Annotated in this window: 25 protein-coding genes; 19 read left to right on the forward strand and 6 right to left on the reverse strand. The window is 53.6% G+C overall.

All coding sequences use genetic code 11. The features are described from left to right. The first annotated feature begins 288 nt into the window (after positions 1-288). The 8 genes from JMJ16_RS41705 to JMJ16_RS41740 all read left to right on the forward strand — a co-directional run bounded on the left by JMJ16_RS41705 (position 289) and on the right by JMJ16_RS41740 (position 6,993). The gene (locus tag JMJ16_RS41705) at positions 289-1,260 is read left to right on the forward strand and encodes a CHC2 zinc finger domain-containing protein (protein WP_201391185.1); all 972 of its coding nucleotides are present in this window, start codon (positions 289-291) and stop codon (positions 1,258-1,260) included. A 14-nt stretch (positions 1,261-1,274) separates the two neighbouring features. Further along, positions 1,275-1,697 carry a hypothetical protein gene (locus JMJ16_RS41710; protein ID WP_201391187.1) on the forward strand — a complete coding sequence of 141 codons (423 nt, stop codon included), beginning with the start codon at positions 1,275-1,277 and terminating at the stop codon, positions 1,695-1,697. 19 nt (positions 1,698-1,716) lie between these two features. Then, positions 1,717-1,962 carry a hypothetical protein gene (locus JMJ16_RS41715; protein WP_201391189.1) on the forward strand — a complete coding sequence of 82 codons (246 nt, stop codon included), beginning with the start codon at positions 1,717-1,719 and terminating at the stop codon, positions 1,960-1,962. After that, positions 1,959-3,821, forward strand: coding sequence for a hypothetical protein (locus tag JMJ16_RS41720; RefSeq protein ID WP_201391191.1), 1,863 nt, complete (start codon positions 1,959-1,961; stop codon positions 3,819-3,821). Before JMJ16_RS41715 ends, JMJ16_RS41720 begins: the two co-directional genes overlap by 4 nt. A gap of 14 nt (positions 3,822-3,835) precedes the next feature. Then, entirely contained in the window at positions 3,836-4,072 is a 237-nt protein-coding gene (locus JMJ16_RS41725) for a hypothetical protein (protein ID WP_201391193.1), read from the forward strand. 28 nt (positions 4,073-4,100) lie between these two features. After that, positions 4,101-5,270 carry a site-specific integrase gene (locus JMJ16_RS41730; RefSeq protein WP_201391195.1) on the forward strand — a complete coding sequence of 390 codons (1,170 nt, stop codon included), beginning with the start codon at positions 4,101-4,103 and terminating at the stop codon, positions 5,268-5,270. A gap of 127 nt (positions 5,271-5,397) precedes the next feature. Beyond that, complete coding sequence (locus tag JMJ16_RS41735) at positions 5,398-5,691, forward strand: hypothetical protein (RefSeq protein ID WP_201391197.1); 294 nt, start codon at positions 5,398-5,400, stop codon at positions 5,689-5,691. A gap of 354 nt (positions 5,692-6,045) precedes the next feature. Continuing rightward, on the forward strand, positions 6,046-6,993 hold the full coding sequence (locus JMJ16_RS41740) for an aldo/keto reductase family protein (protein ID WP_201391199.1): 948 nt from the start codon (positions 6,046-6,048) through the stop codon (positions 6,991-6,993). Positions 6,994-7,060: 67 nt separating this feature from the next. Here JMJ16_RS41740 and JMJ16_RS41745 read toward each other — a convergent pair whose 3' ends face one another. Then, positions 7,061-7,567: an NUDIX domain-containing protein gene (locus tag JMJ16_RS41745; RefSeq protein ID WP_201391201.1), complete on the reverse strand. Its 507-nt coding sequence runs from the start codon at positions 7,565-7,567 to the stop codon at positions 7,061-7,063. A 58-nt stretch (positions 7,568-7,625) separates the two neighbouring features. Then, positions 7,626-8,810: a serine/threonine-protein kinase gene (locus JMJ16_RS41750; RefSeq protein ID WP_201391203.1), complete on the reverse strand. Its 1,185-nt coding sequence runs from the start codon at positions 8,808-8,810 to the stop codon at positions 7,626-7,628. A 325-nt stretch (positions 8,811-9,135) separates the two neighbouring features. Between JMJ16_RS41750 and JMJ16_RS41755 the strand changes: the two genes are divergently transcribed. The 3 genes from JMJ16_RS41755 (at position 9,136) to JMJ16_RS41765 (ending at position 11,251) form a co-directional block, all read left to right on the forward strand. After that, positions 9,136-9,693: a DUF402 domain-containing protein gene (locus JMJ16_RS41755; RefSeq protein WP_201391205.1), complete on the forward strand. Its 558-nt coding sequence runs from the start codon at positions 9,136-9,138 to the stop codon at positions 9,691-9,693. A gap of 405 nt (positions 9,694-10,098) precedes the next feature. Beyond that, positions 10,099-10,860 (forward strand): hypothetical protein, encoded by a 762-nt coding sequence (locus JMJ16_RS41760; protein ID WP_201391207.1) that lies wholly within the window; start codon positions 10,099-10,101, stop codon positions 10,858-10,860. Beyond that, positions 10,829-11,251 carry a hypothetical protein gene (locus tag JMJ16_RS41765; protein WP_201391209.1) on the forward strand — a complete coding sequence of 141 codons (423 nt, stop codon included), beginning with the start codon at positions 10,829-10,831 and terminating at the stop codon, positions 11,249-11,251. The genes JMJ16_RS41760 and JMJ16_RS41765 overlap by 32 nt, the downstream gene beginning before the upstream one ends. Before the next feature lie 61 nt (positions 11,252-11,312). On the opposite strand, the gene ribD is transcribed toward JMJ16_RS41765, so the two are convergent. Continuing rightward, positions 11,313-12,440, reverse strand: coding sequence for a bifunctional diaminohydroxyphosphoribosylaminopyrimidine deaminase/5-amino-6-(5-phosphoribosylamino)uracil reductase RibD (ribD, locus tag JMJ16_RS41770; RefSeq protein WP_201391211.1), 1,128 nt, complete (start codon positions 12,438-12,440; stop codon positions 11,313-11,315). Positions 12,441-12,564: 124 nt separating this feature from the next. Continuing rightward, positions 12,565-14,343, reverse strand: coding sequence for a glycoside hydrolase family 2 protein (locus JMJ16_RS41775; protein ID WP_201391213.1), 1,779 nt, complete (start codon positions 14,341-14,343; stop codon positions 12,565-12,567). A gap of 76 nt (positions 14,344-14,419) precedes the next feature. Here JMJ16_RS41775 and JMJ16_RS41780 point away from each other — a divergent pair, with 76 nt between their 5' ends. The 8 genes from JMJ16_RS41780 (at position 14,420) to JMJ16_RS41815 (ending at position 21,456) form a co-directional block, all read left to right on the forward strand. Then, entirely contained in the window at positions 14,420-15,274 is an 855-nt protein-coding gene (locus JMJ16_RS41780) for an AraC family transcriptional regulator (protein ID WP_201391216.1), read from the forward strand. A gap of 119 nt (positions 15,275-15,393) precedes the next feature. After that, positions 15,394-15,996: a TetR/AcrR family transcriptional regulator gene (locus JMJ16_RS41785; RefSeq protein WP_201391218.1), complete on the forward strand. Its 603-nt coding sequence runs from the start codon at positions 15,394-15,396 to the stop codon at positions 15,994-15,996. A 117-nt stretch (positions 15,997-16,113) separates the two neighbouring features. Further along, on the forward strand, positions 16,114-18,213 hold the full coding sequence (locus JMJ16_RS41790; RefSeq protein ID WP_201391220.1) for a chloride channel protein: 2,100 nt from the start codon (positions 16,114-16,116) through the stop codon (positions 18,211-18,213). 299 nt (positions 18,214-18,512) lie between these two features. Further along, positions 18,513-18,965 (forward strand): DUF4383 domain-containing protein, encoded by a 453-nt coding sequence (locus JMJ16_RS41795; protein WP_201391222.1) that lies wholly within the window; start codon positions 18,513-18,515, stop codon positions 18,963-18,965. A gap of 281 nt (positions 18,966-19,246) precedes the next feature. After that, positions 19,247-19,576: a hypothetical protein gene (locus tag JMJ16_RS41800; RefSeq protein ID WP_201391224.1), complete on the forward strand. Its 330-nt coding sequence runs from the start codon at positions 19,247-19,249 to the stop codon at positions 19,574-19,576. Between the two features lie 57 nt (positions 19,577-19,633). After that, complete coding sequence (locus tag JMJ16_RS41805; RefSeq protein WP_255553298.1) at positions 19,634-19,915, forward strand: hypothetical protein; 282 nt, start codon at positions 19,634-19,636, stop codon at positions 19,913-19,915. Between the two features lie 31 nt (positions 19,916-19,946). Continuing rightward, on the forward strand, positions 19,947-20,483 hold the full coding sequence (locus tag JMJ16_RS41810; protein WP_201391228.1) for a hypothetical protein: 537 nt from the start codon (positions 19,947-19,949) through the stop codon (positions 20,481-20,483). Positions 20,484-20,625: 142 nt separating this feature from the next. After that, positions 20,626-21,456 (forward strand): hypothetical protein, encoded by an 831-nt coding sequence (locus tag JMJ16_RS41815; RefSeq protein ID WP_201391230.1) that lies wholly within the window; start codon positions 20,626-20,628, stop codon positions 21,454-21,456. 63 nt (positions 21,457-21,519) lie between these two features. On the opposite strand, the gene JMJ16_RS41820 is transcribed toward JMJ16_RS41815, so the two are convergent. Together JMJ16_RS41820 and JMJ16_RS41825 are read right to left on the reverse strand one after the other, a co-directional pair. After that, positions 21,520-23,187: an ATP-binding protein gene (locus tag JMJ16_RS41820; RefSeq protein ID WP_201391231.1), complete on the reverse strand. Its 1,668-nt coding sequence runs from the start codon at positions 23,185-23,187 to the stop codon at positions 21,520-21,522. Positions 23,188-23,458: 271 nt separating this feature from the next. Further along, complete coding sequence (locus JMJ16_RS41825; protein ID WP_201391233.1) at positions 23,459-24,391, reverse strand: ZIP family metal transporter; 933 nt, start codon at positions 24,389-24,391, stop codon at positions 23,459-23,461. Between the last annotated feature and the right edge of the window lie 196 nt (positions 24,392-24,587).

Below are 24,587 nucleotides of genomic sequence, written 5' to 3' on the forward strand. Positions count from 1 at the left end.
TGAAAGGGTGGGAAGAGCCGTGTTGCATGCTCGTGCTTCTTGTCAAGCGGCTGCAAGGCACATTACCACAACGAGTAGAGCGCGGTTTTGGCATGGGTAGCTGAGTGTTGCTCTTAGGAGACGTGCAAGGGCCTGGATTTGCGTTGTAGCGCGATTCTGAGCCTCTAAAGCTCTCAATTCGGCGTATTTCTGGTCTTTTGAGCCTGACATGTATTTTTACTGATTCATTTTGCTTATACATGCTTTTACTGCTGATCTGATGTGATGTGATATAAAAGGAGGTGCTCTATGAGCCTGGCGTTTCAGGATGTGGACGTGTTGGCTTCGGCCTGCATCGGTCGGCGCAATGATTATGCATTGCAAACAGCCGAGGGCCGATACTATCGCGTTGGTCAACCACTCACCTATGATCTGCTGCATCTGCACCTGGCGGGACACTACACGCTAGGGACCTATGTGATTGATGAGTCGGGTTGTTGCCAGTTCGCAGTGTTTGACTGCGATAAACGCGGGGGCCTGGTTGACCTGGTTGGCATACAAGAGCAGTTGGTGGCTGATGGGATTGTGTCCTACCTGGAGGCCTCCCGCCGTGGTGGGCACCTATGGGTGTTCCTGGCCTCGCCGGTCTCTCCTGCCCAGCTCCGTCGCTGGCTTCTGCCCTACTGCCCTTCCGAAATCGAGTTCTACCCCAAACAAGATACGGCAGGTGATGGCTTTGGTTCGCTGATTCGCGTCCCGCTGGGTGTCCATCGCCTGACAGGAGAATGGTATCCCTTTGTGCGCCTGGTCCGTCAAGAGTGGACGCGACACCTTGAGCCAGTGGCCACGACAAAAGAAGCTTCGTTGGCCTGGCTCTCAACAATTGAACGGGTTTGGGTCCCTGAGTTGGCGGGTGTTGAGGAAATGTCCTCGCCGCAGTCCTCGCACGTGCTGATGCTTCCCAGCGTGTCTACTGACCAGGCTGCATGCTATGCGACCATTGCCGATTGGTGCCGCGCTTATGATCCCTACCAGGTCATTGGTCGGTATATCGCGCTCGATCAAAACGGGGCGGGGTGTTGCCCATTTGGTGAGCATCATAGTGCTGGCCAGGATCGTCATCCCTCGTTTCAGGTCAAGCCGCTGCGAGGGAGTAGTTTGAACTGCTGGTACTGCTATACCTGGCGACAGGGTGGCTCGCTCTTTGACTTTCTCCGGCTCTTTTATGGCGTGGATGCTGCAAGCCTGTGGGCGCGTCTGCGCACTGGTGAATGGATGTAGAAAGGAGGTCCCAGGTGAGAAACCACATTTGCTCTCATGCTTCTTGCACGCATGCACGCCCGTACGCCGGTTCGCCTGAACCTCGGGACGCCCGGCCAGGCACGCCTGCCCTCTGCCTGATCGTGTGCTGGTGGACGCCTGGCGCTCGCATCACGCTAGCACGCCGACCAGGTTCCTCTGCACGCATCCGCTTGCACCTGGTGATGGGCACGCCTGTCGTGAGGGAGCTGGTGTCCGATGTGCTGAGCACGCCAACTTGGCACGCTGACCAGAGCACGCGATCCGCTCCCCACAGACACACCATGTTAATCACCCCGCCCCGAGGTGCGTTCACGCTCGGGGAAAGGAACACCTGCACGCCTGTCGATGGTTGCGCGCACCACGAATACAGTAACACGTGGTGCGCTATCTACTTCTGTCTATTGTTGGCTTTCTAGATATACAAGGAGGTTGCCTATGCCTGACTATGATGTGGCCCTCTGGCTGCGTCCGCCAAAGGGAACGTCTATTCCCTATCGCTCTGAGGTTGTGCAAGCACCTGACCCATTGCAAGCAGTGCTCTTGCTGATGCATCGGTATTGTCTTGTCGAGGTCGGGTATGCCGCTGCGCACCTGGTGGGTACAGCAGAGATCACACGCTACTACCAGGTTGAACTGTTTGAGGATGAAGGCGGCAATTTGCAAGGAGGGTATCTCTCATGACAAAAGCGCCTGCACTTGATGAAAGGCTGCTCTACTCGCCGCCTGAGTTGAAAGCGGTTGGCAGTGGCCCTGATACCTTTTCGGTGAACTTCAAGTTTGCTGGTCCTGACGGCAAGCCCAATGGTGATACCTTGTCGGATACCGTTGTCCAGCGGCTTGAAGAGTGGTTACATCTGGCACGTGAGGAACATGAGGATGTGCCGACGGACATGGTTTTCCGCTATGCGCTGGGTGATGAACAGATCGCGCAAACCTTGAAAATGCGCCCACATGGCTATGGGGTCTGGTCCTGGCTGCTCTACTGTGATGATCTCAAGCTCTCGATGGGCCATGGCTCGCTTAATGGCGGGGTCTTTTGCCAGGCGCGTTTCTCCTCGCATCTGCTTTGGACGCTGGGCGCTGAACAGGCCACCGTGGCGCTAGAGTCCACGCTCTATGATCTGCTCGGGTCGATGCTCTATCAGCAGTCCTCTGAGCTGCATATCTGCCTGGATGTGCAAGGCCTCGATTTCGCGTCCCTGGACTGGCAACGTGCGTTTGTCTCGCGGGTGACACGTATGCGTGAGCGTCCAGAAGTGCCGATGGAAGAGGAACTGGAAGGCGGGCTTTCGCCTGCGGAGGTCAAGCGTCTGGAAGAGAACATCAAACAGGGATTGATTGAGCAACAGCATAGCCCTATTGCAACGACTGAGCACCGACGCCTGGCGACGTTGGATTTTGGCTCGCATGCCTCCGCGCTCTCGGCACAGATTTACAACAAGTCGAGGGAGATCAAAAAGCATCGCAAGGAATGGTTTGAACCGATCTGGCATTCAAACGGTTGGGATGGTCATACGACGGTGTGGCGGATTGAGTTCCGTTTCCGTCGCCGCTTCCTGGCTGACTTTGAACTGAATGAGGCCTTTGAAACGCTCGATAATATTCAAGCGCTCTGGGCATATGCAACGACTGAATGGCTGCGCTATGTGGACCTGGACGCCTCGCAAGATAGCAACAAGTCCAGAATTCCCACGCATCCTTGTTGGGAGTTTGTGCAGAAGGGTTTCGGCGCTCTGGATGATGTTGAGCCGATGGACGAACAGGCACAGCTTGCCTGTAGGCTAGAGAACCTGGTTGAAGAAAAGCCGCTCCAGGTGCTTGAGAATGTGGCCGCCTTGAACCTGGACCGGCAATTGTTTGATGAAACTGCTCTGGCAGAAGATGATCTGTCTGCTCTCACAGAGATGTTGCAAGAAGGGCGGTGCATGGTCGGTGCTGGCCACTGGTGGAGCTGGGTGCTAGAGATGGTGCAGAAGCCTGTTTATAAGCGGATATTAGACGAGTATCGGGGCATGCGGCTGACACTGGGAGACGAGTCGGCTGATCTGCTGCGGGAGCTGGCACGTGAGCACCTGGCGACGCTCTCCCCTGACCAGGTCAAGCCGCTGGTGCTGCATCTCTCCTCTGAACCCTTCCAGGTGGTCCGGGCCAGGTTGGTGCGGCGCAAGAGGAGGATGGCGAAACTCAAGGCGTGCATTGCTGGGGTAACTGGCTATATGCGCTCTGCGGTGGCGCTCTCTGGTGATGAGATTCCTATCCGTGATGGGCATGGCACACTGCCAAGCTTCACGATGTCAATGGCCTGGCTCTTCAAGAAAATTGAGGAGTACGACAGCGAGCGCGGGCGGGTGCATATGGAAGAGGTTTTCAAAAAGCGTTTGGCCTATGGCTTTGTCACGGCTGAAAAGATCGAGGAAGAGCGGCGGCTCTATGGCGTCGATCTGCATAAAGAGGATTGGTCCAAGATTGATTTGATCTTGGATGACGCAAGGCGGCGCAACTCTCGCGCGGCTGCAAGTGATGCTGTTTTTCTTGATTAGCAAGGAGGTGTGTTATGGCACGAATAAGCAAGAAGCAATCCGAGCAACCATTAATGCCTACACCTATGGGGTTACTCGATGTTGATGGTGCTGCGGCCTGGTTCGGGGTGAGTCGTGCGAAGCTCTTTGAGTTGATGCATGAAGAGGGCTTTCCTGTGATTATCATTCCGAAGAATAATATCCGTTTCGACCCGAATAGCTTGTATCGATGGGCTTTAGAGCGACAAGTAAACGGTCGTTATGTTGCCTAGTCATGAGTAAGAGAAAGGAATGGAAGCTATGCCAAGATCAAAAAGAGAAGATGATGGGAAATTAAAGCGTCGTGCTCGTGGAGAAGGAACCGTAGTGCAACATTCTGATGGGCGTTGGATTGCGCGTGTGCCGCTCGGGAATGGTAAACGAAAGGAGGAATACTATAAGACCAAGCAGGAAGCGGAACGGGCCAAACGGCGTATGTTGAATGAGCGTGATGCTGGCAAACTGGCGACGGAGCGTGAACAGACTCTTAAGGACTACTTGGAGTATTGGCTAAAGGCGCACCGTACAACTATACGCAAGACGACCTATGAAATGTATCAAAGGAACTTGGCGGCTCGCGTTATTCCTGTGCTTGGTCATGTTGGATTGCGCAAACTTAAGGTGGAAATGTTCCAGTCGCTTTATCAGGAGTGGGAAGAAGAACAGCTTTCACCGAATACTATTCGTCTGATTCATAGGATTATCAATGAGGCCTTAAATGATGCGGTGAAGTGGAAAAAGCTTGCTTACAATCCTGTGCAGAATGTGAAGTTGCCGAAGACTCGGAAAGTAAAAATCTATGTGTTGACTGATGAAGAAATAGAGCATCTGCTAAATTGTGCTCAGCGTAACCGCTTGTATGCTCTGTTTCGGATGGCGTTACTACTAGGCATGCGTAAAGGTGAGCTGCTCGGTTTGAAGTGGTCAGATATTAATTTCGATACGGCTACTTTGACAATAAAGCGTACGGTGTCTTATGTGCGCGATCCTGCAACTGGTCATAGCGTTTTTCATGTCGGTTTGCCAAAGACGGAGGCTGGTGAACGTTCTATTCATTTACCATTAGATATTGTGAATGTGCTGCGCGAGCACCAGGAAAAGCAGAATCAGATACGTGCTTCAGTTTCTCTTTGGAAAAATCTTGATTTAGTGTTTTGTACCCGTGGCGGTAACTATATAACTCCTCAGAGTCTTACCAGGTGCTTTGATAGGCTGCTTGGGATTGCGGGCCTGGAACATATGAAGTTTCATGCGTTGCGTCATAACGCTTCTCGTATCCTAAGAAAGTTGAAAATTGACCCAGTGGTGAGAATGGAAATGCTAGGCCATACCAGTCTTGAAATGACGGATATCACATATGGTCATGCAACACAGGAGCAACATAAGGAAGCTGCTGAAGATATAGACCGTCTCTTTGGAGAGAACTTGTAACGCTCTGCACTAATACATGTAAATAAGCCTCTTCTTACACGCGATACGTTGGTGAAAGCGAGGCTCTTAACGGAGAGTAGAAGCCTTCTATCAACTTTTGTTCAGAAGAGTGAGACAGGAGAACACGATGATGCTTTCTTCCCCCAGAAAGGCTTTATGCCTCATTGTAATAGGCTTGACCATCGCAATAGTACTTCTGACAGGTCTATCTGCAACTGCATTTGCCTCTTCGACGCGCACTACTCCCTGGTACCCACAGAATAATCAATACAGCAGCGGAAATGGCGGCGGTATTAATACTAATAACAAATACTATTATGGAACCTTCCAGGGAAATGATGGAAACTCGGGGTACAACTGGGGCAGCAACCAGGATAACTCTGACAATTATGGCAACCAGGTGATCTATCAGGGTCACTGACAGAAAAGCCCCTCAAAATCCGCTCAGGGATTGGTAGGCAGGTATGGTGGAGAGCCAATGCCCCGACAAGTAAGTCATTTACCATTAAATTGACACCTTAACCGATATCTGACTTGGTCGGGTATCGGTTATTTTTATGGAGCCGGAAAGGCCTTGAATCGGCTCATCGCGTAGCTTTATAAGCTTTTATAAATCGGTGATTTTGACACCTTATTTTGACACCTTATGCTCTATACTTTTCTGGTTTAGCTTAGACTTTTATGGATGTGGATTGATTGGACATTGTAGCTCGAAGGTGCTTATAATGCCTGTGTAGAGACTTTAGTTACATTGATTTTATGGAGGTTATGATACATGCAGTATCGTCGTCTTGGTAACACGGGTACAAAAGTGAGCAGCGTGGCATTGGGTGGTTGGATCAACTACGGTGAGGGGAAAACAGCCCAGGAGGCGGCGCAGCAGGTTATCCGCACGGCGTATGAGAAGGGCATCAACTATTTTGATATCGCGGATGTTTATGGTCGTGGTGAGGCGGAGAAGGAGATGGGGGCGGTCCTGCGTGATTTCCCACGTCATACCCTGGTAATTGCCTCGAAGGTTTTCTGGCCTATGAGCGATGATGTGAATGATCGAGGACTCTCGCGCAAACATATCATGGAAAGTGTGGAAAAGAGCCTGAAGCGCGTTGGCACGGACTACATCGATATCTACTTCTGCCACCGCCCAGATCCAGAGACTCCGCTACTGGAGACGGCGCGTGCCATGGACGACCTGATTCACCAGGGCAAGGTGCTCTACTGGGGAACCTCTATGTGGGAGGGTTCACAGATCGCCGAGGTCTATCAACTTTGTGAACGCTACAACCTCTATGCACCAGTTGTCGAGCAGCCACAGTATTCCATGCTCGAGCGCGAGCGCGTTGAGCGCGAGATTCTGCCAATTATTGAGCCGCGTGGAATTGGCCTGGTTGCCTTCTCGCCCCTGGGTCAGGGCATACTGACAGGTAAGTATGATAATGGTATTGATGAAGGTACACGCTTCCACCGCGAGACATGGGTACGCGATCGCTTCTTCAACGACGCCAACGTGTCTCGTGTACGCAAGCTCAAAGAGATTGCTGACGAGCTTGGCGCCAGCCGCGCGCAACTGGCACTGGCCTGGGTGCTGCGCAACTCCGGCGTAAGTAGTGCCATTATCGGCGCCACCCGTCCCGAGCAGGTCGAGGACAATGTTCAGGCCATCGACTTCGTCGAGAAACTCGGCGATGAGGTGCTCCAGCGCATCGACGCTATCCTCGCGTAGGCGGAGGTGCGCTACTGACGTATGCGCTTACGCCCCCAGCATAGGGGCATACGTCAGTAGCGCATCTCTATAATTTCATTGCTTTCCAATCGCGCAGGACCTGGTAGTGAACGGGAAAGGCGAGAGGTGGGAGCTCTTCCCAGGCAAAGAAAGCAAATTCGCTTACCTCTTCAGCCTGGATGGCTAAATGGCTGATCTGATTACCAGGCAGATGCGCATGAAATGCAGCCAGGACGTTCGAGCCTCCTTCTCCACCATAAATACCGATTAAACCGTCTAATTGAATATCAATATTGGCTTCTTCCTTCGCTTCTCGGATGACTGCCTCCTGAACTGTCTCACCAAGCTCAATATAACCTCCACAAAAGTTCCATAGCCCTCTCGCTGGCTCTATATTTCGCTTGAGAAGCAATAGCTTTTTCTCGTATTCGATTACCACTAACGCGACTAACTTTGGCTGTGGGTAGTGAACATACTGGCACTCTGGGCAGAAGAGGCGGCGAACATCATGTATCTCTTTCTCGATAAGGGCTGTTGCACAGCGTGGGCAATAGATAAATGTAAGGTGAGGCATACCGGTAGATACTCCTTGTTTGTATGTTGATAAGATGGCAAGGATCGCTTCTAGATGACTACAGCCTCTTTGTGCGCTGGAGTTGTTCTAGCGCAAGCCCCTTGCCTGTATAAGCAGCAGGATCGTTTGGATCGAGGGCAATGGCCTGGTTATAAGCCACTAGAGCCTCTTCATAGCGCTGAAAATTGCTTAAGGCATCCCCTTTGCCATTAAAAGCGACAGCGTCATGAGGATCGAGAGCTATCGCCTGTTCAAAGGCGACCAGAGCCTCTTCGTAGCGCTTTACTTCAAGGAAATTTTTGCCCTCGTCTATCCACTGTTGCTTTGTTTCCTTGGCAGTTTGTCTTCCTTGAAAGGAAGGTTCAATTGTTCCAGCTACAGGAAGGTGTATTGCTGTAGATTGTCGAATAGTCGGTTGCACAAAGGGCTCGCATAGAGCAGCGAGAAAGGCCGAAATATTTGGGTAACGGTCAGCACGTTGCTTCGCCAGCGCTTGTAAAATAGCTGTTTCTGTTGCCAGGGGTATTTGTTGATTGTGTTCGCGCAGAGGTACAGGAGTTGCCGTCAGGTGTTGAAAACCCAGAGCAAAGATACCAGGCGCGGTAAATGGCACGTGTCCAGTGAGCAGCTCGTAAGCGATGCAAGCGAGAGCGTATTGATCGCTCTGTTTACTAATAACGCCCTGAAATTGTTCTGGAGCCATGCAGGAAGGCGTGCCGCTAACGTCTGCTATATGCTTACTATTGACCGTCGAGAGCATAATAGCAATGCCAAAATCGGCGAGCAGAGCCTCCTTCCGCTCATTAAAAAGGATATTTTCTGGTTTAAGATCTCGGTGAATGATCTGTTGATCGTGAGCATATTGCAACGCTTGCCCTATTTGTTGCAGGAGTGAAAGTGTCTGGGTAAGGGGAAGGATCTGCTTCTGCTGCCTGAGGAGATGGCGCAAGGAACCGCCAGGAGCATAGCGCGTGATCAGATATGGCTGGCTCTCGCTAAAACCAAAGTCGAGCAAGGGCAAAATATGTGGGTGCTCAAGCTGAGCAAGAAAGTGGGCCTCTTGCGTAAAGTATTTTTGTTCAGTAGAAGATTCTAGATGTGTGTGCAGGAGTTTGATGGCTACTATTCTTCTTTTGAGATGGATATGCTCTGCTCTATAGACGCTCCCAAAAGAACCGCCGCTGATCCTTTCGGTAATTCGATAGTTTCCTATTATCTGGCCTATTTGCGTGCTAGTCTCCATAGTGGCCCACCTGCTTTTTTTGAAAATTTATTTACCTGTCTTGATATTATGCATGCTCGATTGGTAGATAATGATCGCCGATGCATGGAGCGAGTTGCAAGGTGCTTGCGTGTCCCTCAGGGGAAAAGCGGCCAGAGCCGTGCAGGCGTACCCGGAATGATCTCGAGCTGGACGTGACGGATAAGTAAAAGTTTGCACATGATGTAACAATATCATGTAAATTGTGATAATTCTAGTCCAGAGCCTCTGCCTGTTAGATGCGTGCGCACGACTACACGAGAAATTGTGATATGCTGTGCTTTAAAAAACAAGCGAGAGGAAAGCGATGAAACGGAAGCGCGCAGATAGAGGCGATGGCTGGAAGCGTATCAGCAAGCATCGATTTATGTTACAGGTAAGCGAGACAGAAGCTTTCCAGGGGCATGTAAGCCTGATCTATTTTGATGAGGTGCGGGAGCCACTATGGGTACCCTATGTCGGACAGAGTATCTGCATAGTAGATGATGGATACTCCTGGTTGCAGCTCTTTCCACAGGGTGCCAGGCATGCCGCCACGGTCATGTTTAATGCGCAAGGTGAGGCTGTGCAGTGGTATGTCGACATCTGCAAACGCACATTTGTAGATGAGCAGGGAGTATTGTGGTACGACGATCTGTACCTGGATATCATCTTTCTCCCTGGCGACAAGATTGAATTGATAGATGTCGATGAACTGGATGAGGCCCTGGAGCAGGGCGTTATTTCGGATGATGAGTATAACCTGGCCTGGAATGAGGCCAGCGTGCTCTTGACCCAGATTAAAGAGGAGCGCTTTCCCCTGGTGCCACTGGCTGAGCAGTATAGAGTTAGTTTGCTGGCGCAGATGCCTCTTGCAGGGGCTTGAGGGTTGCCACATAACTTCTCGCGCCTGTGGCGCTCGTCTGAGTGGTGTGATGCAGGTTGGTGGCCGAAGGTCACTAGCCTGCATCACACCACTCCATACCCATTTACATAAATATTGTTACTAAAGCTTGCAATTTGGTAAGAGGAAGTGCATACTATAAATAGAAGTTGTAATACTTCTTTTCATATAAAAGAGTACTCGTTGTGAGAAGAGAGTAACAATACATTCTAACTATTGTTTCTCCCTATTGGGACTCTCTTTTTCTGGATGAAGGTGGTGGAAGAGTGGAAGATGCCTTGAACGAATCATTTGACCAGGACGAAACCACAAATGAGGAAGATTTTATCATGACCATTTTCCCCCAGGCATCGGGTGGCCACCCTGAGCCGGGGCAGCCGCCTGGCAATGGGTATAGTCCGCAAAACACGAACACTCAGCCCAATTCTCCAGCCCCTAATGGCTATCCCGGCTATCCTAATTTTCCAGGTCATAATGGGTATCCAGGACAGCAGGGACCCGGCAGATATCCTGGCCCAAGACCGGGGTCGGGAGGGTATCCAGGACCCTACCGTGGCCCCTGGGGCTATCCAGGTCCACAAGGACCTGGTTGGTATCCAGGTCCTCAGTGGCCAAATGGCTATCCTGGTTATCCACAGCCAGGAGGGTATCCAGGTCCTCAGGGACCTGGAGGTTATCCTGGCTATCCCGGGCAACAAGGTCCGAATGGTTATCCTGGCTATCCACAGCCAGGACCAGGAGGGTATCCCGGACAGCCAGCCCCTAATGGCTATCCCGGCTATCCCGGGCAACAGCAGTATCCTGGTTCTCCGCAACCGGGAGGGTATCCTGGACAGCCAGGTCCGAATGGTTATCCCGGGCAGCCAGGCCAGAGTGGATACCCTGGTCAACAACCGGGACCTGGCCAGCAGTACCCGAATGGCAACCAGTACCCGAATGGCAACCCTGGACAACAGCCAGGCCCCAATGGTCATCCTGGTTCTCCGCAACCGGGACCGGGTGGATATCCTGGTTCACAGACAAAACCACAGAGCCAACACCTGGCAGCGTCTTTGCCTCAGACCCCTCATCGCCACCACCCGTGCCTCAGACGACTCCACCTCCGCCACCACCTCCAATGGTTACTGGAGCTGCAGGTTATGTCTTTAATACGGGACCACAGATTGTTGCTGCGCGGGGCGCGATTGTCTTCAACAACACTGGCCTGTTGACGGCGGGTATTGCGCATAGTACGACGACCAGCCCGGAGAAGATTGCTATTGCGAGCGCTGGACTCTACCTGATTCAGTTCTCGGTATCCGGCTTTGGTCCCAACCAGTTTAGTGTCTTCCTTAATGGGACGAGCGAGATTGTGGGGGCGACCTACGTTTCCGGCGATCAGTATCAGCAGAATACTGGCCTGGCGCTTGTGGTTCTGCCAGCCAATAGCTTCCTTACGCTGCAAAACCGCGCGGATAGCCAGGTATACCTGCAATTTCCTCAGGATGGGCAGCAGCCTTCCTTTGTGAACGCTTCGCTTTTTGTGCAGAAGTTTCCGTAGGAGTTTTGTAGTAATGCGGCCCTGGTCGTTGGAGACGACCAGGGCCGCATTAGCCGCATTACTATATTACGTAGGAGAGTTCGCCTTCGATCAGAACGTCTTCGCCGATGGTCTGTATGTGTACTTGCTGGAGTTGTAGAGCCTCGCGCATGACGGCGAGTCCTTTTCCTCCAAGGGGCGAGAGTGCGGCCTCGCCTCCAACAAGCTTGGGGGCAATGAAGGCCGCGACATGGTCAATACGCTGCTGGTCGAAGGCGCTGCCCAACGTGCTGTTGCCGCCCTCGATGAGCACATGCATCACGCCCTTCTGGGCCAGGGCGGAGAGGGCCGATGTGAGATCGAGCTGGCCAGTTTTATTGCTGGCCACCTGAATGATCTCAACGCCAGTGTCGCGTAGCCGTTGTTGTTGCTCTACCGGGCAGTCTTCTCCCACGATAATACATGTACCGCTTGCCAGGCCAGGTTGGAGCAGCTTGCTCTGCGCTGGTAGCGTACCCTGGGAGGCCAGGATGACGCGCAAAGGCCCCTGGCGGGGAGCGCGCGCATAGAGGCGCTCCTCGTCCGTGAGGCGTACTGTTAGCAGAGGATCGTCGGCGCGGACCGTGCCAGAGCCGACCAGGATAGCGTCCACGCGGTCACGCAGGTTATGAACCCAACGCCGGGCCTCTGGTCCACTGATCCAGTAGGCATCGCTACTGTGGGTTGCGATCTTGCCATCGAGGGTCATGGCCCACTTGGCGGTCACATAGGGGCGCTGCTGGCGTATAAAGGTGGCGAAAGGGCGGATGATCTCATCTGTCTCCTCGGCCCCGACGCCTATTGTAATCTCGACCCCAGCCTCGCGCAACTGTGCCAGGCCCTGTCCGCTGACCAGGGGGTTTGGATCAAGCGAGCTGACGATGACGCGCCGAATGCCAGCGGCCAGGATGGCCCTGGTACAGGGTGGTGTGTGAATCGTGACGCAGCATGGCTCAAGTGTCACGTAGAGGTCGGCCCCTCGTGCCAGTTCGCCCGCTTCGTTGAGGGCGTGTACCTCGGCGTGGGGTCCGTAAGGGGGCGAGGTTGCTCCTTGCCCTATGATGACGCCATCGCGCACCACAACGGCCCCTACGGGTGGGCGTGGAGCTGTACGCCCCTCAACCGAGTGCGCGTGAGCAATGGCCAGGCGCATCGCTTCCTGATCGTCCATGTTTTCCTCCTGTGACATTAAGCTTGCTGCCGCTACGTATAATTATAAGCTACAATGAGGGAAATAAGCGACAGGGGAGGTTGCGGGCACTGCCCGCAACCTCCCCTGTCGCTTATTTCCCTCATTAGATTTTCTCGATGGCAGCGATGCGCGTCTGGACGTCGCGAATGCGCTCTATATCGAACTTCTCTTTACGGTCAAAGGTATAGATGCCGTTCTGCTCCTGGTAGACATCGGTGAGCTGGGTGTAGCAATAACCGAACATCGCGGCATCATCCAGGAGGACATCGCAGAGGCCCTTGAAGCGGTCATAGAACTCGTCGAGGGACCTGGGCGCGGCACCATATCCCCAGCTATCCTTGCCTGGCTCAACCTCAGGGTTCCACCAGATGCCACCGAACTCGCTGACAAAGTATGGTTGGTTGCGGTATGGGACGGAGATCTCTTGCTCGCGGTGGCGGTTAATGAAGGGCTTATTCTCCCCGGTTCCGGCGTGATTGGCCGCGAATTTGGCTGGGTCCTGCTCGTAGTCATGGCTATCGTAGATGTCCGTCTCGGGAACGCGGTGGCTGTAGCCAGACGTGTCGAGGACTGGGCGTGTGCTATCCAGGGCCTTGGTAGCCAGGAACATTGCGCGGGTAACTTCATCGAGCACGGTGGTGCGGTCAGTGAGGATCTGCCAGGTCTCATTCAGAGGACACCAACCCACGATCGAGGGGTGAGAGTAGTCGCGTTCAATCGCTTCTAGCCACTGAGTGACATAGGTCGCGCCAGGTTGCTGGTGATTATCCTCGCGTCCATACCCACCGCAACCCCAATCGGGGAACTCGCCCCAGACCAGGTAGCCCAGGCGATCCGCATGGTAAAGGAAGCGCTCCTCAAAGACCTTCTGGTGGAGGCGCGCTCCATTAAAGCCAGCCTGCAGGCCAAGCTTGATGTCATGGACCAGGGCCTCATCGCTGGGCGCGGTCATGATACCATCGGGATAGTAGCCCTGGTCGAGCACCAGGCGTTGGAAAACTGTCTGGCCATTGATCTTGACGGCCTTGCCATCGATGGTCACGCTGCGCAGGCCTGCGTAGCTGGTCGCGGAATCAACGGTCGTCTCTCCGTTGAGAAGTTCGATCTCCAGGTCATAGAGATAGGGAGACTGCGTGGACCAGTAGTGGCGGCGCTCCTCGGGAATAGGCAGCGTCACCTTGGGAGAGAAATCACGGTCGGCGGGCACGCTCACGGTGCAGACCTCGCCCGCGTCATTTTTCAGGCGTACGCGCAGGGTTAAACCCGTGCCCAGGGCGCTCAGAGGCTGGGTCAGGTGGAAGCAGCCATGCGCCACATCGGGCGTAATGCGTGGACGCTTGAGCGAGACGGCGGGGACTGGCTCCAGCCAGACCGTCTGCCAGATGCCGGTTGTGCGCGTGTAGAGGCAGGAGTAGTTTTCATAGCGTTGGGACTGCTTGCCGCGTGGCTGGGGAGGCTGTGCGGTATCACGCGCACGCACAACAATAGTTACATCACTACCAGCCAGGCCAGAGGGGATCTCACAACTAAAGGGCGTGAAGCCGCCGCGATGACGAGCTACCTCGGTACCATTGACCCAGACGGTGGTATCGTAATCAACGGCCTGGAAGTGGAGTAACACGCGTTGCTGACCCCAGGAACTGGGAATGGTCAGGGTACGGCGATACCAGACTGCGGGCATGAAATCGGTGTTGCCGATACCAGAGAGTTCGGACTCAGGGCAGAAGGGAACGAGGATACGATCTTGTAGTTCACGCTGCACCAATCCGCGCTCAAGGCCGCTATCACCGGCGTCGATCTCAAACTGCCATTCACCATTGAGGTTAAGCCACTCAGAACGGACAAATTGAGGGCGAGGGTATTCTGGACGAGGTATGCTCATAGGATCTCTCCTTTGTGAAATCGAACTACAGTGTTTCTTCTTTATGGTAGAATACAGCGAAATGAGAGACGAGTCCATGAGTGAATTCCAAATAGACCTTTGTGAAACCCACATCATTGGGTCGCATACACATGAGCAAATGGTGGGCAAGCAGGCATGCCAGGCCTTTGCTTTACATAGAATCGGCCTGGTAGGCATATCGCAAGCACAGGCACCATTCCGCTTTGTGCGCCAGCAACCGGCAACCAGCCAGGTGCTACTCTGTCTGGAGGGCTGGGGCATGATCCTGGTAGAGAACGAATGGCGGCGCTGCACACCTGGCACAGCCTATCTCACGCCGCCAGGAGTCTTACACGCCTATCACGCCGTCGAAGAGGTACCCTGGACTGTCTGTTGGGTTGCCTATGATGACAGCCTTGAGCAGGCAAGCGTTACAGGTGAGAGTCCACGCCAGGTCCAGGTTGACCCGCAGCCCCTGGCCACCGTCATCGCGGGCCTCTACCGTGAGTATATGGACCAGGCCGAGCAGGTGGCCATGCAACAATGGACCGAGCTTATCGCCCTGTATGCCCAGCGCATCATTGGACCTGAGCGCCAGGAACGGCGCTTGCAGCAGCTCTGGGAGGCCGTGAATAACGACATCAGCAACGACTGGACCGGTGAGGAGCTGGCGGCGCGGCTGGGGATCAGTGGCGAGCAACTGCGCCGTCTCTGCCAGCAACAACTGGGCCAGAGCCCAATGAAGTACCTGGCCCTCTTACGCATGCGCCGCGCCATGGCCCTGCTCTCCAGCGATTCCTACAGCGTCGAGCAGGTCGCCTGGCGTATAGGCTATAACAACGCCTTTGCCTTTAGCACCGCCTTTAAACGCCACGTCGGCGTCTCCCCCTCGATCTACCGCGAGCAGATAAGGGGATCAGCGAGCCACTAGCTTGTTCACTTGACAGAGGTTTGGCGGTCATCTATACTAAAAGAGAAATAAATGACCAACAGCCCATTTTTATGAGATAGCTGTATGCGACGAAGCCTTGTTGAAGGGGAAGAAAGCCTATGCCAAAAGTTGTTGATGAGCAGATGCGTGAGGCCACGCGTCGCCATATTATCCGCCAGGCGGCGAGCGAGTTTGCGCGCCTGGGCTTCGACCAGGCCAACATCAACATGATAGCCGAGCAGGCGGGCATTGGCAAAGGGACCATTTACCTCTACTTCGAGAATAAGCGTGAGCTCTTTCTCTCCATGCTGCGTTATATCGCGCAAGATCACCTGATGGCGATTCGCGCGGCCCCCGCGACCGATGGAAATATTCAGCAGCGCCTGGAGCGTCTTTTCTGCGCCTTTGTGCAACTCGCTCAGGAGGAGCGAGATAGCTTTAACGTCTATATGAGCGCTCTCTACGGCGTAAACCGGGCTTTCCAGGCCGAGGCGACCAAACTGATGCGGGATTACCTGGCGACCATTGCTTTTATGCTGGAGCAGAGCCAGGCGCGAGGCGAAATTCGCTGCGCAAACGTAGAATCGACCGCGCTGATGGTCCTCTCGCTTATGGAGTCTTTTGTACTCTCAGCTAACGTGCTGGGACAATCCGAACAGGTTATTCTCCAGCAGGCCAGCAAGGTCGCTGAAATGGTGCTACACGGTATTGCCTCTGCATAAGGGGACAATACTGTGCTCTTTTTTTACTTTTTTATTGAACGACCGCCCACTCATAATTGTTGATAGAAGAATTGTAATGAGAGGACAAGAATTTTTGCAGGAGGTTATCCCTGGTTTATGAATACATCTGCTATTGTGACGTTTCTGCGGCGCCTCTTTCATATCAGGCGAGGCCGGCGCAGTTTTGAAAGTCCACGCTATCTGCTGAAGTGGCTGCTCATCAGCACTTTGATTGGTCTGGTGGCGGGTGTGGGAGCCATCGCCTTTTACGCGGCCATTCACTTTGCGACTGACCTCTTCCTGGGGCGCCTGATCGGCTATCTTCCTCCCAGCCCCGCTGGTGAGGGCGAACAGACGACTGTGATGTCCTTCTGGTCGGCGACACGTCCCTGGCTTCTGCCCGTTGTGACGACTCTCGGTGCCTTGGTCTCAGGTATTATCGTCTTTAACCTGGCGCCTGAAGCGGAGGGGCATGGAACGGATGCGGCCATCGCTGCTTTCCACGAGGGGAAGTCGATCCGGGCGCGTATTCCCCTGGTCAAACTGGTGGCCTCGGCGATTACGATTGGTACGGGTGGTTCGGCGGGGCGCGAGGGACCTGCGGCGCAGATCAGTGCTGGCTTTGGTTCGATCCTTGCTAATGTGTTGCGCCTGGATGTCCAGGATCGGCGTATCGCGCTTGCAACCGGTATTGGGGCCGGTATCGGGGCTATCTTCCGCGCTCCTTTGGGGGGAGCAATCCTGGCGGCTGAGATCCTTTATAAGGATGATCTGGAGGTAGAGGCGATTATTCCCGCCCTTATGGCCTCCATCATTGGCTATAGCGTCTTTGGCGCCTGGTCTGGTTGGCAGCCCATCTTTGCCACTTCGCCCAATCTGGCCTTTACCTCGCCGCCTCAGTTGCTCTACTATGTTGTCCTGGGTGTGCTTTGTGGTTTGCTGGGTCTGCTCTATGCGCGTGGTTTCTATGGTATCACGCATATCTTCCATCGCCTGAAGCTGCCCAACTGGTTTAAGCCAGGGATCGGCGGTTTGCTTGTGGGCCTGATCGGGCTGGTGATGCCGCAGGCGCTGGGCATGGGCTATGGATGGGTTCAGGTCAGTATGGGGCCAGGCCTGCTCTCACTCCCATTGTGGGTGATCTTGCTTCTCCCTTTTGCTAAGATTCTCACCACTGGCCTCTCGATTGGCTCGGGTGGTTCAGGTGGCATCTTTGGCCCGGGCATGGTGATTGGTGGTATGGTGGGTGCTTGCTTCTGGCGGCTCTGTTACCATGTCTTTCCTGGCCTGCCCGCGACGCCCGCGCCCTTTGTGATTGTGGGTATGATGGCTCTCTTTGGTGGAATCGCGCATGCCCCGCTGGCGGTCATGCTGATGGTCGCCGAGATGACCGGAAACCTTTCGATGCTGGCGCCCGCAATGATCGCGGTTGGCATCGCCACTATCCTGGTGGGTGGCACTACGATGTATACCAGCCAGGTACCAACACGGGCCGACTCGCCCGCGCACCGTCTGCAACTCTCCTTCCCTCTGCTCTCGACCCTCTCTGTCCAGAAGGCCATGCAACCGCTCATGCTACGATTCGCTCCTGGACAGTTTCTCTCGCAGGCGGAGGCGCTGCTTGGGCAGCATAAGGCGAGTGGCGCACCAGTTATAGACCAGGCTGGTAACCTGGTGGGTGTATTAACGATGGCGGATATCGAGCGTATCCCGCGCGAGGAGCGCGCGCAACGCTTTGTCAATGAGGCCATGTATGACGACGTTCTGACCTTCTATCCAGATGACACACTTGATGAGGCGCTGGAGGGGCTCAGTACGCGTCGTGTAAGTTGGGCGCCTGTGATAGATGCCGAGGGGCTGACCGGCGACCGCAGCGTGCTGGGTTTAATCTCAGTCGCGGATATTGTGCATCTCTATCGCGAAACTGTCGCTAAGGACGTGCGGCGCATGCGTGGCCTGGTAGAGGGTACGGTCATGATTGAGACGACGATTGAGCCACGCATGCGCCTGGCAGGGGTCGCGCTCCGCGAGGCGCAGCTACCGCCTGAATCCCTGGTGGTCTCAATTCGCCGCTCAGGTGAGCTACTTTTCCCCCGTGGAAGCAGTGTTATTGAGGCGGGAGATGTCGTGACCTTCATGGTGAGCATCAAAGCTGAAGAACAATTACATCGCTACCTTACCCAGCGCGAAGCTCCAGTCTTGCTCGGAGCGGATTAACGTTTAGCCTGGTTAGAGGAACCCTCTCGCTCTGTCTCGGCGTCTGCGGCGCTTCTTTTGGGGTATTAGGGATGTGGTGAAGAAATGCCTGCGGCATTTCTTCACCACATCCCTAATACCCTTGCTCGCCACGTAGTGGCGAGTTGTCTTGAGAATGAGGATGGCGTATGCAACTTACCATCATAGTCATCAGCATAGATGGGTAGATAAATAGTTCAGTTACCTTCTGTCCTGGTCAGGCGTGTGCCCTCGGTAAAACATGTTTTGGCGAGCTTTCATCGTGAAAGAGAGGAGCACACATGGCAGCACCATTACAGCAGAGATCGACCTGGACCGCTAATCGCCGGGTCGCCCTGATCATTGGTATTGTGTTTACGTTAATTGGACTCGTGGGCTTCTTTATTGCTCCCGGTATGGCGCCACGCAGCTTGCTTGGTTTGGACGTGGATCGTGTGCACAATATTGTGCACCTGGTAACTGGACTCCTGGGGCTTATCGCGGCCTTTACCGGCTGGTCACGCCTGTATAACCAGATCTTCGGCGTGGTGTACCTGGTGATTGGCCTGGCAGGGCTGGTCTATCCAGCATTTTATTCGCATGGTATGCTCTTTGGCGTGATGCATGTTAATGCTGTGGGTCATGTGTTTCATCTGGTCGTCGGCGCAATTGCTGCCTATGTAGGCTACTTTGTGCATGACTATAGCCGGGTCGAGGAGCCTTATGCCAGGGAGAGCCAGAGGAGAACCTACTAACCAGCCCTGTCTGATAGACGCGCTGGAGAAGCATACAAGTGCTTTCCAGCGCTCTTTTTATCTACTGCTACTCTAAGTGCTAAATTTTAAGCACCCAGAGCCTGAAAGAAGGTGTAGCAGGACATTGCCTGGTCGAATTGCTTTCCTCTATTCTGTTAATAAGGTAGGAATGTGGCGTGTTTTTGCAGGCTCAGCCCGCAAAAACACGCCACATTCCTACCTATAAGTAAGGCCCACGAAACGGGCCAGAGCTGAATGGTGTACCTCATGGAGGAGGCTGTATGACCTTTTTAAGAAAGCTTTTGCAGAAGCGGGGAGGGTTGTTGTTAAAGGTGGCTGGGGGTCTTATTCTTGGAGGCATAGTGCTTGGGGGAGGTGGATTGATCTATTGTGGCATCATGAGCCACACGGCGCGCGAATTACCAAAGCCAGGTGGCCCGTATGCGATTGGGCGAACCGTATTTGACTGGGTCGATCAGGCGCGGACCGAGACTTTTGCCCATAAGCCTGGGATCAAGCGAGAACTGATGGTCTGGGTCTGGTATCCCGCGCAGTCAGGCGCGAGCAAAGAGGCAGCAAGTTATCTTCCCTCTACGTGGGCGCAGGCCTAGGACCAGTATCATGGCGGCTCTCTCTTTGGAGACTGGCTTATTTCGCGGGCTGAGACTATTCGCGCACATGCATTTGAGAATGTGCCGCTTGCCACGAACCAAGCTCGCTACCCAGTGCTGATTTTCTCGCCTGGCATGGGTCTCTTGCCCACAGATTATACTACTCTGATTGAAGACCTGGTAAGCCATGGCTATATCGTCGTAGGCATTGCGCCAACCTATAGTGCCTCCGCCGTGGCCTTCGCTGATGGCCGCGTGGTCCAGGCGACTGACGAGGGAAAAGACGGCAGCGACCTCCGACCCGGCAAACGTTATCAATGCGCATCTCCAGCAGATTGAGAAGATCTGGGCCGCAGATGCAATTTTCGTTATGAATCAACTAGAGCGCTTGAATAGTTCCGGGCAGAGCCTGTTTGCTGGCAGGTTAGATCTGAAGCGCCTGGGGCTTTTCGGGCATTCTTTCGGTGGAGCGACCGCCGCGGAGGTCTGTCACCTGGACGAGCGTTGCAAGGCTGGCATCGACCTGGATGGAAACCTCTTTGGCGATGTTGTGCAGCAAGGGCTTACAAAGCCATTCCTCTTTATGCATCATGGTACTACAGACAATTGTAACGACTGCAAGGACCTGTTCACGCAAGCTCGCTCTGTGCTGAGAACGGTACCCACGGGCGAGAAATACATGCTTGGCGTTGAAGGCATGAAACACATGAATTTCTCTGACTTCTCGGTCATGTTTTCGCCCTTTAAGCTTATGGGTATACTTGGTCCCATTGATGGAGCACGAGGATTAAGTATTACCAGTGCTTATGTACGGGCCTTCTTTGACACCTATCTCAACCAGAAGCCTTCGCCTTTGTTGCGCGGTTCGGCCTCGGCGTATCCTGAAGTATGTTTTGATCAATTGTAGCAGAGGAGCGGCGCCGCTACAGCTAATAGTTGTTTTCGCCTACAGAGGCCTTACATTCTTGACAGGCTCATCTGTTGATTTTATGATAGGTGAGCCTGTTTGTCTGCTTTTGTAATAAATTTAAGAACATCTTTGGAGAAACATGATGTTTAAGCCGCTCCGTTTTGATCCCATTCTCAAGGCTATTCCAGGGCTGGCCCATCTGCGCCTGACTCCTCACGCGGCGCATAATGCGAAGAAGCACGCGCGCGCGCATGTGGATGAGCAAGTGGAGATAGATCAGGTTCAGGTGACTCCCAAGGGTCTCAAAGAGACGCGTATACGTGAAAATATCCAGAAAGACGTGAAGGTCGAGCGGAGGAAGGGCGAGACGACGACCGAGGTTCATGAGCGCATCACCGAGGACATTAAGGTCAAGAAGGTTGAGCGTGATGGTGCGCCGAGCGAAACGTTGATGCATGTGCATACGACTATCGAAGATGTCACGCATATTGAGATGACGCCGCCTCATCCCCCGCGTGAGGAGACGCCAATCTACCAACGCACACATCATCACTTGGTGCATGTTCTGGACACGCCCTGCGCGATCTGCGGTGTACGTAATTCAACCCTGCAAGATCCCAAAGAGAATCCCTTTGGCGCGCAGGATATTGAGACGCACCACTATCCAATCGAGAGGAGCCTGCTGAACGCCTGTGATCCAAGGAAGGTGCATCACATCTTTCCCCAGGTCAAGGATTATGAATCTCTCGAGGATTTTGTTGATTCCGAGGCGAATATGATGGTGTTGTGTGATATCCATCACCGCCATCCCCACTATGGTATTCACCATATCCTGGCGCAGGACTTCTTTGTGCAGCCATTCCTATATGGTGGGTACGAGGTCGTTGCGGAGGCTGACGAAGTGGAGAAGGTCATGGTAGCCAACGAGCGCGTCATTAAGCGCCATGCCCCCAAGGGACTTGATAACTAACCTAAAAATAGTGCGAGGCCAGTTGACAGCCACAGGCTGCCGACTGGCCTCGCACTATTAAGATTATGAGTTGCTTAAGGGGAGGGTAAACCAGAAGGTTGAGCCCAGGCCCGGGGTGCTGGTAACGCCGACGCGTCCACCCTGGCGCTCAATAATTGAGCGGCAGATGAAGAGGCCCAGGCCCAGGCTGACCCCGGAACCGTTGCGTACATGAATGCCAGGGGCGCGATAGAAGCGTTCCCAGATTCGTTTCTGCTGTTCCTCATTCAGTCCAGGTCCCTCGTCACGTACAGAGACAGAGACCGCGTTTGACTTCAGGAAAACCTCGACGGCGACGGGCTTATCGGTGTCAGAGTATTTCAACGCGTTGGTCAGGTAGTTGTTGATGACCTGTTGCACGCGCTCGGGATCGGCCTTGATCCGTATTTCAGCCTCCTCAGGCATCATGAGCTGTATCCTACGATCAGGATGCAGCGTGCGTTGGTCCTCGACACAATCCTGAAGGCTCTCGACGAGATTATATAGACGCGGGCGCAGTTCCATGCGGTCGGCGCGCACACGCGAGGCATCGAGGAGATCATGGACCAGCCGGTTTTGCAGCTCAAGCTGATGCTCGATGCGCTGGAGATTCTTCCGTAACAGAGACAGTAGATCGCTCTTCTCCTCCACCTGTGGCTGGCTGCCAAGCACGCGCTGTACCTTGCGTTCAGAGACTTGAACACACATCTTTGCTGCGGTAATTGGCGTACGTAACTCGTGTGCTACGACACTGATGAAGTTATCTAGCTCAGCCAATAGGTGCTCTACCTTATGGCGTGCCTGCACCTGCTCGGTAACATTGGAGCCGATGATAATCACACCATCGACGTTCCCATGAGAAGCAAGCATAGGCTGATACGCTACGTTATAGTATTGTTCAACCAGGGAGCCGTCGTTGTGCTGATCGACAAGAACACGATGCTCGACAATCGAATGTTCTTTGCCAGTTGTACCTACTTGTTGAATCACAGGCGTGACTTGAGAGGCATACTCAGGCAGGGCTTCTTGTAAGGTTTTGCCCAGAATCGGGCGCTGACCAAAGGCCTGCCAGGCATTAGGATTAACAAGTTCAACGCGCTGCTCATCTTTGCTCAGGACAATAATGGGAACAGGAGCTTGCATAAGTATGCGCGAGAGATTCGCGCGTGCAGCCTCTGCATCGGCGCGTGCTTTGATGGTCTGATGGTGTGCACGCTGTACCTGTGTGCTCAGCAGGGTTATGCCCAGGCCAACCAGGGTAAACATAAGCATGCTATAGAAAAACTCAATCTGCTCAAGTGCCAACGAGATATGCGGTGGCAGGACCAGGAAGCCTAGCAGGAACGTACCCCAGAGTGTTGCAAGCAGGCCTGGAAGCGCTCCCCAGCCCAGAGAGACGATGAGGATGCCCAGCACTACAGGTGCGCTAACAAAGCTTAATTCCGGAGCGATACCTTTGAGGTAGAAGATTCCCAGAACTGTCAGGAAAGGCAGCAGTAGAGCCAACATATAGCCAGCTGAAGGTCGGCGTAGAGGGGCTGGCAGATATGACGGTGTAAAGGCTGAGGCTCCCCAGAACGCATACAGGCGTTTCCAGAAACCCTGATTGCCTGGATTTATGCGCCAGGTGTCCTGCTCAATAGAAGATGCAGGGTGCTGCGAAACCTGTTCTTGGAGCGTTGAGGTTGATTTTTTGTGCTTGATTGTGTGCATATAAGCCTCCTTCGAGGTTTTAGCCGCTGGAGCACATCACTTTATGTGAGGCTCGTAACTGCAAGCACCATGCAGTATATGTGTATAGGTCTTAAAAGGAAGAGACTCTCATAGGAGTTTGTGTTTGAGCTGATAATACCCTTCTCTTATATAAATCGAACGCAATTGCCAAAACTTAAGGTCAGCCAGTAATTTTAGCAAGAGAAAAGGCTTTCCGGATCTCTACAAGCCAAAAAGCCTTTAAGCAGTTTTTTGATGTTGGGTGAGGGGATTACGCGCCTGCGTAGGTGACGATGAGGTCGGTGATATAGCCGAGCATAAAGCCGACGAAGAGGCCCCACATGATGATCTCGTTGGAGGCCATGCGTTTAGCGACGGCGAGCAGTTCTACAATTACATAGAGAATCGAGCCAGCCGCCAGGGCCAGGAAGAGGATAAAGAGCAGATCAGACTGGAAGGCCATGCCGACAACGGTGCCCAGGAAGGTCGGGCCACCACCAATGAGGCCGACCAGGGCAATAAACTTCCAGGAGACGGTCTCGTTTGTGAGAGGACCAGCGATGCCAAAGCCCTCCGTCATATTATGCAGGCCAAAGCCAATGATGAGGATGGCCGCGAGCGAGAGCGCCCCTGTGGCCGCTGACTGACCAATAGCCAGACCCTCAGAAAAGTTGTGCAGGCCGATACCGATAGCGATCATGAGCGCTAGCAGTTTGGGAGATGGCGTCCTGACTGACTTGATCGCTGTCGCCACAGCACCACCTGTCGCCACGGTCTGGGCTTGCTCCGTCTGCGCAGACATGGCGGCTTTGCTCGCGGCAGCCCCAACAAGTGCAGGCGATGCCTCAGCGCTATCAGCCTCGATGATTACGCGTTTGCCAGGTTTGTAGCGTGCGATGATATATTTATTAAAATACACGAGGCCGAGCAGGCCAACCAGAAAACCTACGATCATCAAGAAAGCTTCGAGGAAGACGGTGCTGGCACCAGTATGCTTCTGGCTCAAGGTTTCTAAAGCGCTATTGATGGGCTCTGAACCCTTGCTGATCACGTCATAGAAGAGAAAGACCAGTACGCCCGCCGCCAGCATGCTGGCAAAAGTCTTGAACGACTGCGGGGCTTTTTTAAGAAAGGCCAGAGGGAGACCGAGGTAAATAGTAAGTCCGGCGAAGGCCCCTAGAAGGACAATGGTTCCTGTAGGCACAACTGAATCCTTTCGTCGTGAGTATCTGTATCTCTTAAAGAGGGGCAGGATTGACACGACATGTATATGTATTTTTGTTTTTCTGCGTCGGCAAATAGTGCCAGCAAATATTGACATTAGGGTACGCTAATATCCGACTGCTATGCTTGGGATTTTAGCACTTTATCCCAAAAAAAATCAAGAGGTGAGGAAGGAA

The organism is Ktedonobacter sp. SOSP1-52 (genome assembly GCF_016587395.1).